A 13,622-nucleotide genomic window follows, 5' to 3' on the forward strand; every position below is an offset into this window, starting at 1 on the left:
GAAGAAGGTCCTGCGCCACTTTTCGCAGCGATGCAGGACCTTCTTTTGAAGAGTACTTTGAAAGAAGGCTACTTCACAATTTCAATCGAGACGATGCCGGCCGGTTCAAGAGGCATATCGCTGCGATCGGTGGGAACGGCCTCAAGCTTCTTGACGACTGCCTTGCTTTCCTCATCCGATACTTCGCCGAAAATGGTGTGGTGGCCGTTGAGCCACGGCGTCGGTACTGTGGTGATGAAGAACTGCGATCCGTTGGTACCGTGAATCTTGCCATCGCGTCCACGACGCACACCTGCGTTGGCCATGGCCAGTTTGAAAGGTTCGTCGAATTTCAAATCATCGACGATTTCATCATCGAAGTTGTAACCTGGGCCGCCCCTGCCGTTGCCTAGCGGGCAACCGCCTTGAATCATGAAGTCCTTGATGATGCGGTGGAAAGTGAGTCCATCGTAGAACGGATCATTTGATGATTTGCCGGTCTCCGGGTTGGTCCACTCTTTCTTGCCTGTAACCAGGCCCAAGAAATTCTGTACGGTTTCGGGAGTCTTGTCATCGAAAAGGCTCAGGGCAATGTCGCCCTCGGTTGTATGCATGATTACATTAGTCATACGTCCTATTTTTCCACCTGTCGCCGACCGCGTTCTAATAAAGCCTGTAGGCATCCGTAGTGGCGCCGGTTTTGTCTTGGCTGGAAGACGTAGTTGCCGTCGAGCACGAACAGGATTTAACCCGGTAGCCGAGTATGATGGGAGCATGACTCAACTTCGTTTTGCTTTGGCCCAGATTGATACCTGCGTAGGAGACCTTGAAGGCAATGCCTCCACTGTTTTGCGATATGCTCGCATGGCCGCGCTCAAGGGCGCTCGAGTCGTTGTCTTTCCGGAGATGACCTTGACCGGCTATCCGATTGAGGATCTCGCCCTGCGCGCCACATTCCGTAAAGCTGCGGCGGACAAGGCGAATGAACTGGCTCAGGCGCTTAAAAAAGAAGGTCTGGGCGAGCTCTATGTAGTGGTCGGCACAGTGGGTACTTCCTCGGCAACTGATGTCGATGGCAAGCCAACGAACAGGCTGGTGGTACTTCACTCGGGATCGGTGTCGTCCACATACGACAAGCATTTTCTGCCCAATTACGGCGTTTTTGACGAATTCCGTATTTTCGAGGCGGGGGAGCGTTCCGTTGTTCTTGACATTGACGGAGTGAAGATCGGTGTCGCCATCTGCGAAGATATCTGGCAGGATGGTGGTCCTGTCGCACAATTGGCCGGCCAAGGCATCGACGTATTGCTCACCATCAATGGTTCGCCTTATGAGGAAGGTAAAACGCATACTAGGTTCGACTTGGCAAAACGCCGTGCCCTGGAAGTGAATGCTCCCGTAATTTATCTCAACCAGGTAGGCGGGCAGGATGATTTGGTTTTCGACGGAGGTAGTTTTGTCGTGGACAGCGACGGTACTCTTATCGAGCGTTCGCCTATGTTTGTTGAAGACCTAAGTTATTTCGATTTTGATCCCGATATGGAGCATCAAACAGTCGGTAGTGTTGCCGATCGGCGTGATCCGGACGAGGAAATATACACGGCCTGTGTCTTGGGGCTTAAGGATTACATGACCAAGAACCATTTCGGTGGCGTGGTACTTGGGCTTTCCGGTGGCATCGACTCGGCGCTTGTAGCTGCGATGGCTGCCGACGCGGTAGGTGGCGAGAACGTCCAAGGTGTGTCCATGCCGAGCATGTATTCTTCCGACGGCTCGAAGGATGATGCAGCCGAACTGGCTGAAAACATCGGTGCTCATTATGATATCCAGCCCATCGAACCCTTGTTCCAGGCATTCCAATCCCAGCTGGGTCTGGATGGAATCGCGGCTGAAAATCTGCAGGCCCGCATTCGCGGAGTGATTGTCATGGCCTATTCCAATTCCAAGAAGCTTTTGGCGCTCGCTACCGGCAACAAGTCGGAGTTGGCCTGTGGCTACTCCACCATTTACGGTGATGCGGTGGGTGGATACGCTCCCATCAAAGACCTGCTGAAAACGCGTGTCTGGGAGCTGTCGCGCTGGCGTAATAAGGCCGCGGCTGAAGGCATCGGTGTAGGTGGACTGTGCATTGTTGGCAATGAGGGTGGAAAAGCCGGTACGCCGCTTACAAATGGTGTGATGATTCCTATTTCCAGTATCGAGAAATCGCCGAGTGCCGAATTGCGACCAGGTCAGAAAGACTCTGACTCCCTGCCTGAATATGAGTTGCTTGATAAAGTTTTGGCTGCCTATATCGAAAAAGCCCATGGTCGTGCGAGTCTATTGAGAGACGGATTCGACGAAGAGACCGTAAATACAGTGATACGTTTGGTCGACGGTGCTGAATGGAAGCGTCGTCAATATCCGCTCGGCCCTAAGGTGACTTCGTTGGCTTTTGGACGTGACCGTCGCCTGCCCATTACCAGCGCGTTCACTGACTGATCGCATGCTCTGAAATCGGTCGGCGCTGTATGCTCAGAGTATGAGGAGAACTAACAACTGCATAATTTAAAATTAATAATAATCAGCTATCTGTCTATTTATCTGTAGGGTTAATTACCATTCTGCTTTGGTCGGAAAATCTGTAACTATTCGGCCAGTGAAGAAGAAAGGTATCAATCATGACAGATTCAATCTCTGAGTTCGACATTTCGACTCCTGTTGATTTGCAGACAGCTTCGCAAGGGGCTTTGTCCAATCCAGGGATGCAGCAGTATCAGCAAGAAGTCAGCGCGGCACCAGTTGCCCAGCTGAATACAAATCGCAGCCTGTTGAAATGGATATTCCTGAATATCATTACTTTGGGCTTCTATGGTCTCTTTGTCATGACAAGTTCGACGGATGCGCTTAATGTCATCGCCAGTCGATATGACGGCAAGAAAACTGTGAACTATCCCGCCATGTATTTCGTAATTGGCGGTCTTACGCTCGGTATCGGATGGCTGGTGTGGTATCACAACATGAGCGACCGGATTGGAGGCGAGCTCCAACGTCGTGGTCATGCCCGCAACCTGTCTGCTTCTGATTTCTGGCTTTGGAAAGTTCTTGGACTGCTCATCATCGTTGGCCCCTTTGTGTACAGGTATAAGTATCTCCGCGCGATGAACGAGCTCTGCGCCGACTACAACCAGCGAGGCTGAGCAGGTTCTTGTCTGACGGTTTTGCTTTTTTGGGCGCTCTCGCGCGTAAAATAGTCATTCGATAATGTCCACCCACTTGGGTTGAGATGAATCCAACTGGGTGGAGTCCGATGGATGTGAATGAGGCGAGTGTGCAAGATAAGACCGAAGGCGAATGGTATTTCAACACCGTTACGAAAAGTCCTGAATTGGGCAAAATTTCACCCATGGACCAGCGTCTTGGTCCCTATCGGTCGTATGAAGAGGCCGAACGGGCTTGGGAAAAAGCGGGCCAGCGCAACGTGATTTGGGATGAGGAAAATCGTAAATGGGATGCGTGGGGCGGTGGCGATGACCGCGACCGTGGTGTCTGAGTGCCGGTTTGTCAGAGAGCGGACCAGCCTGTGGCAATAATTGAGAATGCATGGGGGATAGCGACAATCGTCGTCCCCCATGTTGTTTTCGTTGGAAAATGAAAATGTGGTGCGCGTAGCATGGACTTGAAACGCGCACCTGCTTTCGGGTGTGAGGCTTATCGAAGTGGGGTCGCTCCCACAGATGCTTTTGGTGAATCTTGGCGCGCTGCCCAGTTTTCTTGTGCCAATAGTCACAAAAGTGATTCAGCTCACATATATTCGTGCGTATTGTGACGTAGATCTCTCTACAATTGATAAGGAGCGCAACGTGAAGATGCGTTGCTTCACGATCAAGGAGTGTTGCATGACTGCAGTAGGTCAGATTGCCCTTTCCCAAGAGGAACTTCAGACGAAGGCCTGGAACGGCTTCGTTGATGGAAACTGGCAGAAAGAAATCGATGTTCGCGATTTCATTCAGAAGAACTATACCCCGTACGATGGTGACGAGTCTTTCCTTGCAAAGGCCACTGCCAAGACCAAGGAAATGTGGGAGTATCTCGATCGCAACCAGCTCGCAATTGAACGCAAGCAGCGTGTCTATGACGTTGACACCCACGTTCCTGCCGGTATCGCCAACTTCGGCCCCGGTTACATCATGGATAAGGAACATGACAACGTCATCGTCGGTCTTCAGACCGATGAACCCTGCAAGCGCGCAATGATGCCGAACGGTGGTTGGCGCATGGTCGAGCAGGCTCTTATCGAGGCCGGCAAAGAACCCGATCCTGAAATCAAGACCATTTTCACCAAGTATCGCAAGACGCACAACGATGGTGTTTTCGGCGTCTACACCAAGCGCATCAAGCTTGCACGTCACAACAAGATTCTTACCGGCCTGCCTGATTCATACGGCCGCGGCCGTATCATCGGCGATTACCGTCGCGTTGCCCTTTACGGTGTCAATTATCTAATCGCTCGTAAGAAGGAAGACAAGGATTCGATTCCTTATCGCAACGATTTCACCGAAACCGAGATCGAGCACTGGATTCGTTTCCGTGAAGAACATTCGGACCAAATCAAGGCTCTGCAGGAGCTTATCCAGCTGGGCAACGAGTATGGTCTTGATCTTTCCCGCCCGGCACAGAACGCTCAGGAAGCCGTCCAGTGGACCTACATGGGCTACCTCGCCTCCATTAAGAGCCAGGATGGTGCGGCCATGAGCTTCGGCCGCAACTCCGCGTTCTTCGACTGCTACTTCGAGCGTGACCTGAAGAACGGAACGATCACCGAGATCGACGCTCAGGAGCTCATCGATCAGATTGTCATGAAGCTGCGTATTGTTCGTTTCCTGCGTACCAAGGACTACGACAACATCTTCTCCGGTGATCCCTACTGGGCCACTTGGTCTGATGCAGGTTTCGCTGATGATGGTCGACATATGGTCACCAAGACCTCATTCCGCCTTCTGGCGACCCTGACCCTTGACCACCTCGGACCTGGGCCTGAGCCGAACATCACCATTTTCTGGGATGCAAAGCTTCCTGAAGGCTACAAGCGTTTCTGTGCTCGCATCTCTATCGAGACCTCGGCCATCCAGTATGAGTCCGATCGCGACATTCGTAACCACTGGGGCGACGACGCAGCCATCGCGTGCTGCGTTTCCCCGATGCGCGTTGGCAAGCAGATGCAGTTCTTCGGTGCTCGTGTGAACTCCGCGAAGGCCCTCCTCTACGCCATCAACGGCGGCCGTGATGAGATGACCGGCATGCAGGTTATCGACAAGGGCGTTATCAGTCCGATTGCTCCCGAATCCGATGGAACCTTGGATTACCAGAAGGTCAAGGATAATTACGAGAAGGCCCTTCAATGGCTTTCGGAGACCTATGTTGAAGCGCTGAACATCATCCATTACATGCATGATAAGTATGCGTATGAGTCCATCGAAATGGCTCTGCACGACAAGGAAGTATACCGTACGCTCGGCTGCGGTATGTCCGGTCTGTCGATTGCTGCCGATTCGCTTTCGGCGCTTAAGTACGCCAAGGTTTACCCCATCTACAACAAGGATGCGAAGAACCTCGAAGGCCATGAGGCAGAGTACGTTGAGGGTGCCGATGACGATTTGGTGGTCGGCTACCGCACCGTCGGTGAGTTCCCGATGTACGGCAACGATGACGATCGCGCCGATGATCTTGCCAAGTGGACCGTCTCCACGGTGATGGGTCAGATCAAGGTTCTTCCCGTCTACCGTAATGCGGTTCCGACGCAGTCGGTTCTTACTATCACTTCGAACGTCGAGTATGGCAAGAACACCGGTGCCTTCCCGAGTGGACACAAGAAGGGCGAGCCTTACGCTCCCGGCGCCAACCCGGAGAATGGTATGGATGCACACGGCATGCTGCCGTCCATGTTCTCGGTCGGCAAGATCGACTACAACGACGCACTCGACGGCATCTCCTTGACCAACACCATCACCCCTGATGGCCTTGGTCGTGATGAGGACGAGCGTATCAACAACCTCGTCGGTATCCTAGATTCAGGTAACGGCCACGGTCTCTACCACGCGAACATCAACGTGCTGCGTAAGGAGCAGCTTGAGGACGCCGTCGCGCATCCGGAAAAGTACCCGCACCTCACCGTGCGTGTCTCTGGTTACGCCGTCAACTTCGTCAAGCTCACTCGAGAGCAGCAGCTTGACGTTATTTCCCGTACGTTCCACCAAGGATCCGTCACTGAGTGACACCCTGATGAAAATCCGTGAATAAGTAGTCTTGAAGGGACGGGGCGTCAGTTCCGTCCCTTCAAGCGATATTTGGCTTGCATGTTTGCCTGTCAAAGAAGAATTTGGCGCAGAAAAGAACGCTCTTTCACCGAGTATGGTGGAAAGAACCGAATACTAGGGTTCTCTCGATGGAATCCGAAGCCCTGCAATCACAGGCTTGTAAGGAGGTATGATGTCCGACGCCGTTCAATTCAGGACTACGACGCAGCACATGCTCAAGGAATCGAAGGTATATGCGAAACATATCTTGATGGGTGGTCTTTCCGGCTTTGAATCACCCATCGGCCTTGATCGGCATGATCGTATCGACGCCTTGCGAACCGGTGATATAGGATTCGTTCATTCCTGGGATATCAATACGTCTGTGGATGGTCCGGGAACCAGAATGACCGTCTTCCTCAGCGGTTGCCCTCTGCGTTGCCAGTTCTGCCAAAATCCGGACACGTGGAAAATGCGCGATGGGAAGCCTGTTTATCTTCAAGACATGATTAAGCGTGTAACCCGCTACAAGGATGTCTTTCAGAATACGGGCGGCGGCGTCACCTTCTCCGGAGGTGAATCACTGATGCAATCGGCTTTCGTGTCTCGGGTCTTCCATGCGGTGCACGAGAACGGTATCCATACCTGTCTTGACACCTCTGGTTTCCTGAGCAAGAACTTCACCGATGAGATGATCGAAGATGTAGACCTGTGCTTGTTGGACGTCAAATCCGGTGATGAGAAGACATACTATGAGGTGACCGGAAGCCAGTTGGCGCCGACCATTGAATTCGGTCAGCGACTCAACAAGGCAGGCAAAAAAATATGGGTACGATTCGTGCTTGTTCCTGGTCTTACCGACAGTGTGGAGAACGTCGAGAACGTGGCCAACATCTGTGAGACGTTTCGGGGTGCGGTGGAGCATATCGATGTGCTCCCGTTCCATCAGCTCGGCCGCCCGAAATGGCATGAGATGAATATCCCGTACCCGTTGGAGCATACGGAAAGTCCGTCCAAGGGGCTGAAGCAGCGGGTTCGTTCGCAGTTCGAGACACACGGTTTTAAGGTCTACTAATTGACCGGACGTGATCATGTTCATCCATCGGACACAGCGTCCGCGGCAATCGTTGCACGGTGCTATGGTAGTTCCATAAGTGCTGATCCGTTATCGGCGGGGAGCTTTCGGAAGAACGGCGGTTCATTGTTGGACGGCCTATTAGAACCGACGGGTGGGCCCGAGACAGCCCGTACTTCAAGCGGTTGCGTCCTGTGCGCTTAGACGATGGGAAGCGGCAAGCGAGGTGGTACCGCGGTAACGTCGTGCAATCAGTGCACGTTCGTCATCGTCCTCGTGGTAGTTGAACGTGTTCTGCCATAGTGAGGAGAAAGCGGTGAGTGAATCCACCAATTCCCATGTGTATCCCAAGGTTTCGGCGGGGGAAAGCGATACTCGTATCGCGTCGAATCCAAGCTTCCCGGCGATGGAGAGCTCGGTGCTCGACTACTGGGACAAGGACGACACTTTCAATAAATCCGTTGGTCGCAATCCGAGCGGCGACCACAGCGACAACGAATTCGTCTTCTTCGATGGTCCTCCGTTTGCCAATGGCCTGCCGCATTACGGACACCTGCTGACCGGCTATGCCAAAGATGTTATTCCTCGTTACCAGACCATGAAGGGTCGCAGGGTCAACCGTGTCTTTGGCTGGGATACACATGGTCTGCCGGCCGAGCTCGAGGCCCAAAAGGAACTGGGCATTGAATCAGTCGATCAGATCGAGCAGTTGGGCATTGAGAAGTTCAATGACGCATGCCGCAAATCCGTGCTGAAATATACCAACGAGTGGAAAGACTACGTCCACCGTCAGGCGCGTTGGGTGGACTTCGAGCACGGCTACAAGACGCTTGACACCACATACATGGAGTCTGTGATGTGGGCGTTCAAGCAGCTTTATGAAAAGAACCTGGCCTATAAGGGGTATCGGGTGCTGCCCTACTGCCCCAAGGACCGCACGCCGCTTTCTGCGCATGAGTTGCGTATGGATGCCGATGTCTATCAGGATCGTCAGGATATCAGCGTTTCCGTGGCTGTCAAAATGCGTGACGAAGAGGATGCCTACGCCGTTTTCTGGACGACGACGCCATGGACCACACCCACCAACTTCCTCATCGTCGTCGGAGATGACATCGATTACGTCGAAGTCAAGCCGACCGAAGGAGCATTTGCCGGCAAGAAGTTCTATATAGGCAAGGCACTTCTTGGTTCTTACTCCAAGGAACTTGGCGAAAACTATGAGGTTATTCGCGAACTGAAGGGCCGTGAGATGGTTGGTCGCCGCTACTGGCCGGTCTTCCCTTATTTTGCTGGGGACGAGGCTGGGAGCCAAGGCCATGTGCCAGGACCCAACGCATATCAGATTCTTGCAGCCGACTATGTCGACACTACCGAAGGTACCGGTTTGGTTCATCAGGCACCTTACGGCGAAGACGATATGAACACGCTGAACGCCAATGACGTCAATTCCATTGATGTGTTGGACGACGGATGCAAGTTCACAGCTGTCTGTCCTGATTATGAGGGCAAGTACGTCTTCGATGCCAACACACCGATTCTGCGCGATTTGCGTAATGGAACTGGTCCGCTGGCGCGGATTTCCGAGGATCATCGCGCGCTGCTGTTCCAAGAGAAAAGCTATGTGCACTCCTATCCGCACTGCTGGCGTTGCGGTACGCCGTTGATCTACAAGCCGGTCTCATCGTGGTTCGTCTCTGTGACGAAGATCAAGGATCGCCTGCTCGAAAACAATCAGAAGATTAACTGGATTCCCGAAAATGTCAAGGATGGTCAGTTCGGCAAGTGGCTGCAGAATGCCCGCGATTGGTCGATTTCGCGCAACCGTTTCTGGGGCTCCCCGATTCCGGTCTGGGTTTCCGATGATCCGAAGTATCCGCGTGTCGATGTTTATGGTTCGTTGGACGAGTTGAAGTCTGATTTCGGTGATTATCCACGTGACGGTGAAGGCAAGATCAACATGCATCGGCCTTATATCGATGAACTGACACGCGTCAATCCCGATGATCCGACCGGTTCATCACACATGCACCGTATTTCGGACGTGCTCGACTGTTGGTTTGAATCCGGTTCCATGCCGTTCGCGCAGTTCCATTATCCCTTCGAAAACAAGGAATACTTCGAGCAGCATTTCCCCGCGGATTACGTTGTCGAATACATCGGCCAGACCCGTGGATGGTTCTATGTGCTGCACGTGATGGCTACGGCTCTGTTCGACAGGCCCGCATTCAAGAACGTTATCTGCCACGGCATCGTGCTTGGCGACGACGGTCAGAAGATGAGCAAGCATTTGCGCAACTATCCGGACGTCAACGGCGTGTTCGATGACTACGGTTCCGATGCGATGCGTTGGTTCCTCATGTCTTCGCCGATTCTGCGTGGAGGCAACCTCATTGTTACCGCCGACGGCATTCGTGATACGGTGCGCCAGGTGCTGCTGCCGGTGTGGAGTTCGTACTACTTCTTCACGCTGTATGCAAACGCAGCCAATGGAGGCAAGGGCTTCGATGCGCGTGCATTGCGTCCGGAAGAGGTTTCCGGCCTGCCGCAGATGGACCGTTACCTGTTGGCTCGTACACGCCGTCTCGTGGTCGGAGTCGAGCATGCGCTTGATACTTTTGTGATTTCCGATGCATGCTCTCAGGTGCAGGACTTCATTGACATGCTCACCAACTGGTACATCCGCAACAACCGTGAACGGTTTTGGAGCGAGGATGCCAATGCGTTCAACACACTTTACACGGTGCTTGAAGTGTTGATGCGTGTGATGGCACCGCTTGCGCCGATGGAGGCCGAGACGATCTGGCGCGGACTGACTGGTGGGGAATCGGTGCATCTTGCTCAATGGCCGTTTGTCACCGCACAGGACGAGCAGTCGCATGATGTCGGTGCCGGCGCCAAGTCTGCTGAGGAACTCAACCAGGGCAATCAAACCGAGCTTGGACGAGTGCTGGTTGATGATCCAGCTTTGGTGTCCGCAATGGAGCAGGTGCGAGAAGTCGTATCCTGTACGCTTTCATTGCGTAAATCCTGCCAGATTCGTGTTCGCCAGCCGTTGTCCGGTCTCACCGTGTTGGTTGAAAATCCTGATGCCGTGGCTCCCTACGACAGCATTCTTAAGACGGAACTCAACGTCAAGAACGTTGAATTCTCAACTCTTGCTGATGCGAGCAAGTTGGGTCTCAAGATTGTTCATGATCTGAAGGTCAATGCGCGGGCGGCGGGGCCGAGACTAGGCAAACAGGTGCAGTTCGCCATCAAGAGCGCCAAGTCCAGCGATTGGCATATCGACGAATCCGGTGCTCCCGTGGTTGAGATCCCCAACGGCGAAGTAAGGCTCGAAGAGGGCGAATACACGCTCATCAATCAGGTTGAGGAAGTCGGTGCCGAAGGACAGGCAAATCATGTTTCGTCCGCGTTGCCCAGTGGTGGCTTCGTTATTCTTAACACCGGGCTGACCGATGACCTTGTTGCAGAAGGTTACGCCCGCGACGTCATCCGTGCCGTGCAGGATGCTCGCAAGGAAGCCGATCTTGACATCGCCGACCGCATCAGCCTCACCCTCGATGTACCTGCTGGCGATGCTCACAAGGCGGAGCAGTTCCGTGACCTGATTGCTCATGAGACGCTTGCCACGACGCTGAACATTAACGCCGACGCATCTATCACGGAACTTGGTGTCACAGTAGTCAATGCCTGATATGCATCGCCGGTCATTCCACAATGAAAGACCGAGTCGGTGGCTAGCGACTTGGGGGAGGCTTGCGTGACCGATGATGATGAGGGGCGCCGCTCGAATCTTTGGGTGGCGCTCCTCATTGCATCTACGAGTGTCGAAACTGCTGTGCCGTCTGCTTCTTGCCGATGCGAACGATTGTCTTGTGTGTTTGCAGTTCTCAATAAGAAAACGCCCACCAAGATGGTCTCAGTGGGCGGTTTTGGAATGCTTTAGCAGGGGCTGGCAGCTGTGTTTACAGGTACTGCATGGGTATCGGCAGCGCCTTGCTGTGCGAACCTATGGAAGGAATCGCTTTTGGATTGCCGACGTCCTGTGGCTCCAGACCTAGAACGTGAATCAGCGCCGGATCGGTATTCTCCAGCTTTTCCATATCACGGTAAGTCCACATGGCACCGTTGATGACGATGGTCGGTGAAGAGAAACGATGTTCATTGCCAACGTCGACGAAAAGAGCCTTATGCAGAAGCGTATATTTCGTAGCCCTTGTAACGTAGTCGCTATAGGTGCCGTTTGTTGCAGCCTCAGCCGTTGATTTGCTCACACCGACTTGTATGGCTAGGTCCGACAGCTGCTTATCGGTGATGTCCTTACCGTTCTTTGAGCTGGGCATAAAATCGTCGGCAAACATTGCCTTCGTGAAATCGAGAAGTGTATCCGGCTCATGTGAGGAAATATAGGCTGCTACGGTCGCCGAACGGGTGGAGTAATGATTTTTGGTTTTGGCATCCAGGAAATTGACCGGATGCAAATACACGTTGATCTGGCGTGCGTCGGCGAGCTTCTTCAGCGTAGGATAGATGACATGATCCAGATCGGCGCAATCCGGGCAGAAGTAGTCGACATATATATCGACGCTGGGAGCTTCTGGATTGTAATTGCTTGCCTTGAATGCCGGTAAGCCGCCCTGGTCGTTCATACCTACGGGCTTCTGCGAAAGTTTCTGTAGCCGCTGGTAGGCACGTTCCTCACCATGCTGCCTTTCCCAGTAGCCATACCCGGCAACGGTCACGATCGCCACTGCGAGCACCGCTGCAATGATTGCGAGAACCGTCATCGTCCGCCGTTTTTCCGGCTTTCTCAAATTGCCTTCAATGTTGTATTCCGCTGACCTATTTTCATTGACTGCTGTGCTCGCTTCTCCAGTGTTTCCCTGTTGGTTCGCATTTACCATGTTGGCAATCTCCCTGTGTTCGGCGGTGAAATTGTCTATGTAATGTACATAGGGCATGAATATTCGTCCAATCTTATCGAGACTGGAGTATATTCGGCTCTCTTCGGTTATGGGAATATTGCATTTTCGTGTTAATAGTGATCGTTCATAAGTCGTCATGTACGAAAAGTGGTTAGGGCCGTGCCGGTCAGGCCATTTCGTCCACTGGTGTTTTCGGTTGCAATATATCTACCACGAACTAGCATACGAGTAGTGTTCATTCTCGATTGAAAGGAAAAACATGTCTGAGGAAATCAAGCTGGAACCGGAAAGCTTCAAGCTCGATCACACCAAGGTGAAGGCACCGTATGTGCGCTTCATCGACACCGAAAAGGGGCCTAACGGCGACATTATCTCCAACTACGACCTGCGTTTGGTGCAGCCTAACGAGGACGCCATTCCTACCGGTGGTCTGCACACCATCGAGCACACCATCGCGGTGTTGCTGCGCGAGCGTATTCCGGGTTACATTGATTGCTCCCCGTTTGGTTGCCGCACCGGCTTCCATCTGCTGACCTGGGGCGAGCACAGCACCGAGAATGTGGCGAAGGCCCTTAAGGAAGCGCTTGAGTTCATCGCCTATAAGGCAACGTGGGATGACGTGCCGGCCACTGATATCAAGAGTTGTGGCAATTACCGTGATCACAGCCTGTTCAGCGCCAGAGAATGGTGCAAGAAAATCCTTGAAGAAGGCATCAGCTCTGATCCGTACGTCCGTAAAGCGGTCTGATTCGTGGTTTTGGGTATCAATTCTACGAGACGTCGATGTTTTTAGGGTAAGGTAAGGCGATTCCATGGGTGAGCGTGAGCTGAACGAACGTATTCGTAAGGCGGTGCAAGCTGATTTCGGTGCGATGGAACGTAATTTCGAGCGTGCGCGTGCACTGATGGCGGCCAACGGCAACCCCACGCAATGGGGGAGTGCATGGCCGCCGGAACAGCTTATTCGTGAGGATATCGACAAGGGGCGGTCGATGCTCTTGGTGGACAGTATGGGGGACGGCGGTTCCGAACGGATCTTGGCTCAGTTTGCGATGTGCGAAGGTGAGGAACCTACGTACGCCGAAATCGAAGGCGAATGGCTGGATGATGACGAATACGTCACCATGCATCGCCTCGCCGCTTCCGGTCTCGCTCGTCACAGTGCCAAGGCTTGTTTGCAGTGGGCACTCGGGCGATATGGTAATGTTCGCTGTGATACGCATCCGAACAATCTTGCTATGCAGCACATATTCGAAACCGAAGGGTTTAAGCGTTGCGGGCTTATTCATGTCATGAATGTCACCGACGAGCCTGATGTGCGCGTTGCCTATCAGCGGCATGATCGATAAGCTTACATGATCCTTG

11 protein-coding genes are annotated in these 13,622 nt (G+C 53.0%); 8 read left to right on the top strand and 3 right to left on the bottom strand.

The annotated features are described in order from the left end of the window. Positions 1 to 68: 68 nt before the first annotated feature. Positions 69 to 608, bottom strand: coding sequence for a peptidylprolyl isomerase (locus GA0061077_RS01305; RefSeq protein ID WP_091847141.1), 540 nt, complete (start codon positions 606 to 608; stop codon positions 69 to 71). A gap of 145 nt (positions 609 to 753) precedes the next feature. On the opposite strand from GA0061077_RS01305, the gene GA0061077_RS01310 reads away from it, so the two are divergent. The 5 genes from GA0061077_RS01310 (at position 754) to pflA (ending at position 7,329) form a co-directional block, all read left to right on the top strand. Then, positions 754 to 2,460 (top strand): NAD+ synthase, encoded by a 1,707-nt coding sequence (locus GA0061077_RS01310; protein WP_091847142.1) that lies wholly within the window; start codon positions 754 to 756, stop codon positions 2,458 to 2,460. 179 nt (positions 2,461 to 2,639) lie between these two features. Continuing rightward, complete coding sequence (locus GA0061077_RS01315; protein WP_234696457.1) at positions 2,640 to 3,158, top strand: DUF4234 domain-containing protein; 519 nt, start codon at positions 2,640 to 2,642, stop codon at positions 3,156 to 3,158. Between the two features lie 110 nt (positions 3,159 to 3,268). Then, positions 3,269 to 3,511 (top strand): hypothetical protein, encoded by a 243-nt coding sequence (locus GA0061077_RS01320; protein ID WP_091847143.1) that lies wholly within the window; start codon positions 3,269 to 3,271, stop codon positions 3,509 to 3,511. Positions 3,512 to 3,857: 346 nt separating this feature from the next. After that, positions 3,858 to 6,233, top strand: a complete 2,376-nt coding sequence (gene pflB, locus GA0061077_RS01325; protein ID WP_091847577.1) for a formate C-acetyltransferase — start codon at positions 3,858 to 3,860, stop codon at positions 6,231 to 6,233. 214 nt (positions 6,234 to 6,447) lie between these two features. Next, positions 6,448 to 7,329, top strand: coding sequence for a pyruvate formate-lyase-activating protein (gene pflA / locus GA0061077_RS01330; protein ID WP_091847144.1), 882 nt, complete (start codon positions 6,448 to 6,450; stop codon positions 7,327 to 7,329). A gap of 177 nt (positions 7,330 to 7,506) precedes the next feature. Here pflA and GA0061077_RS06825 read toward each other — a convergent pair whose 3' ends face one another. Continuing rightward, positions 7,507 to 7,662, bottom strand: coding sequence for a hypothetical protein (locus tag GA0061077_RS06825; protein ID WP_159426894.1), 156 nt, complete (start codon positions 7,660 to 7,662; stop codon positions 7,507 to 7,509). Between GA0061077_RS06825 and ileS the strand changes: the two genes are divergently transcribed. Continuing rightward, entirely contained in the window at positions 7,646 to 11,026 is a 3,381-nt protein-coding gene (gene ileS, locus GA0061077_RS01335) for an isoleucine--tRNA ligase (RefSeq protein WP_091847145.1), read from the top strand. The genes GA0061077_RS06825 and ileS overlap by 17 nt on opposite strands. Positions 11,027 to 11,297: 271 nt before the next feature. Here the strand turns inward: ileS and GA0061077_RS01340 are convergent, their stop codons facing one another. Beyond that, positions 11,298 to 12,236 (bottom strand): DsbA family protein, encoded by a 939-nt coding sequence (locus GA0061077_RS01340; protein WP_159426895.1) that lies wholly within the window; start codon positions 12,234 to 12,236, stop codon positions 11,298 to 11,300. 280 nt (positions 12,237 to 12,516) lie between these two features. Between GA0061077_RS01340 and GA0061077_RS01345 the strand changes: the two genes are divergently transcribed. Continuing rightward, the gene (locus tag GA0061077_RS01345; RefSeq protein WP_091847147.1) at positions 12,517 to 13,005 is read left to right on the top strand and encodes an S-ribosylhomocysteine lyase; all 489 of its coding nucleotides are present in this window, start codon (positions 12,517 to 12,519) and stop codon (positions 13,003 to 13,005) included. Positions 13,006 to 13,069: 64 nt separating this feature from the next. Further along, positions 13,070 to 13,606, top strand: coding sequence for an N-acetyltransferase (locus tag GA0061077_RS01350; RefSeq protein WP_091847148.1), 537 nt, complete (start codon positions 13,070 to 13,072; stop codon positions 13,604 to 13,606). Positions 13,607 to 13,622 lie beyond the last annotated feature (16 nt).

The organism is Bifidobacterium commune (assembly GCF_900094885.1).
Classification (GTDB): domain Bacteria; phylum Actinomycetota; class Actinomycetes; order Actinomycetales; family Bifidobacteriaceae; genus Bifidobacterium; species Bifidobacterium commune.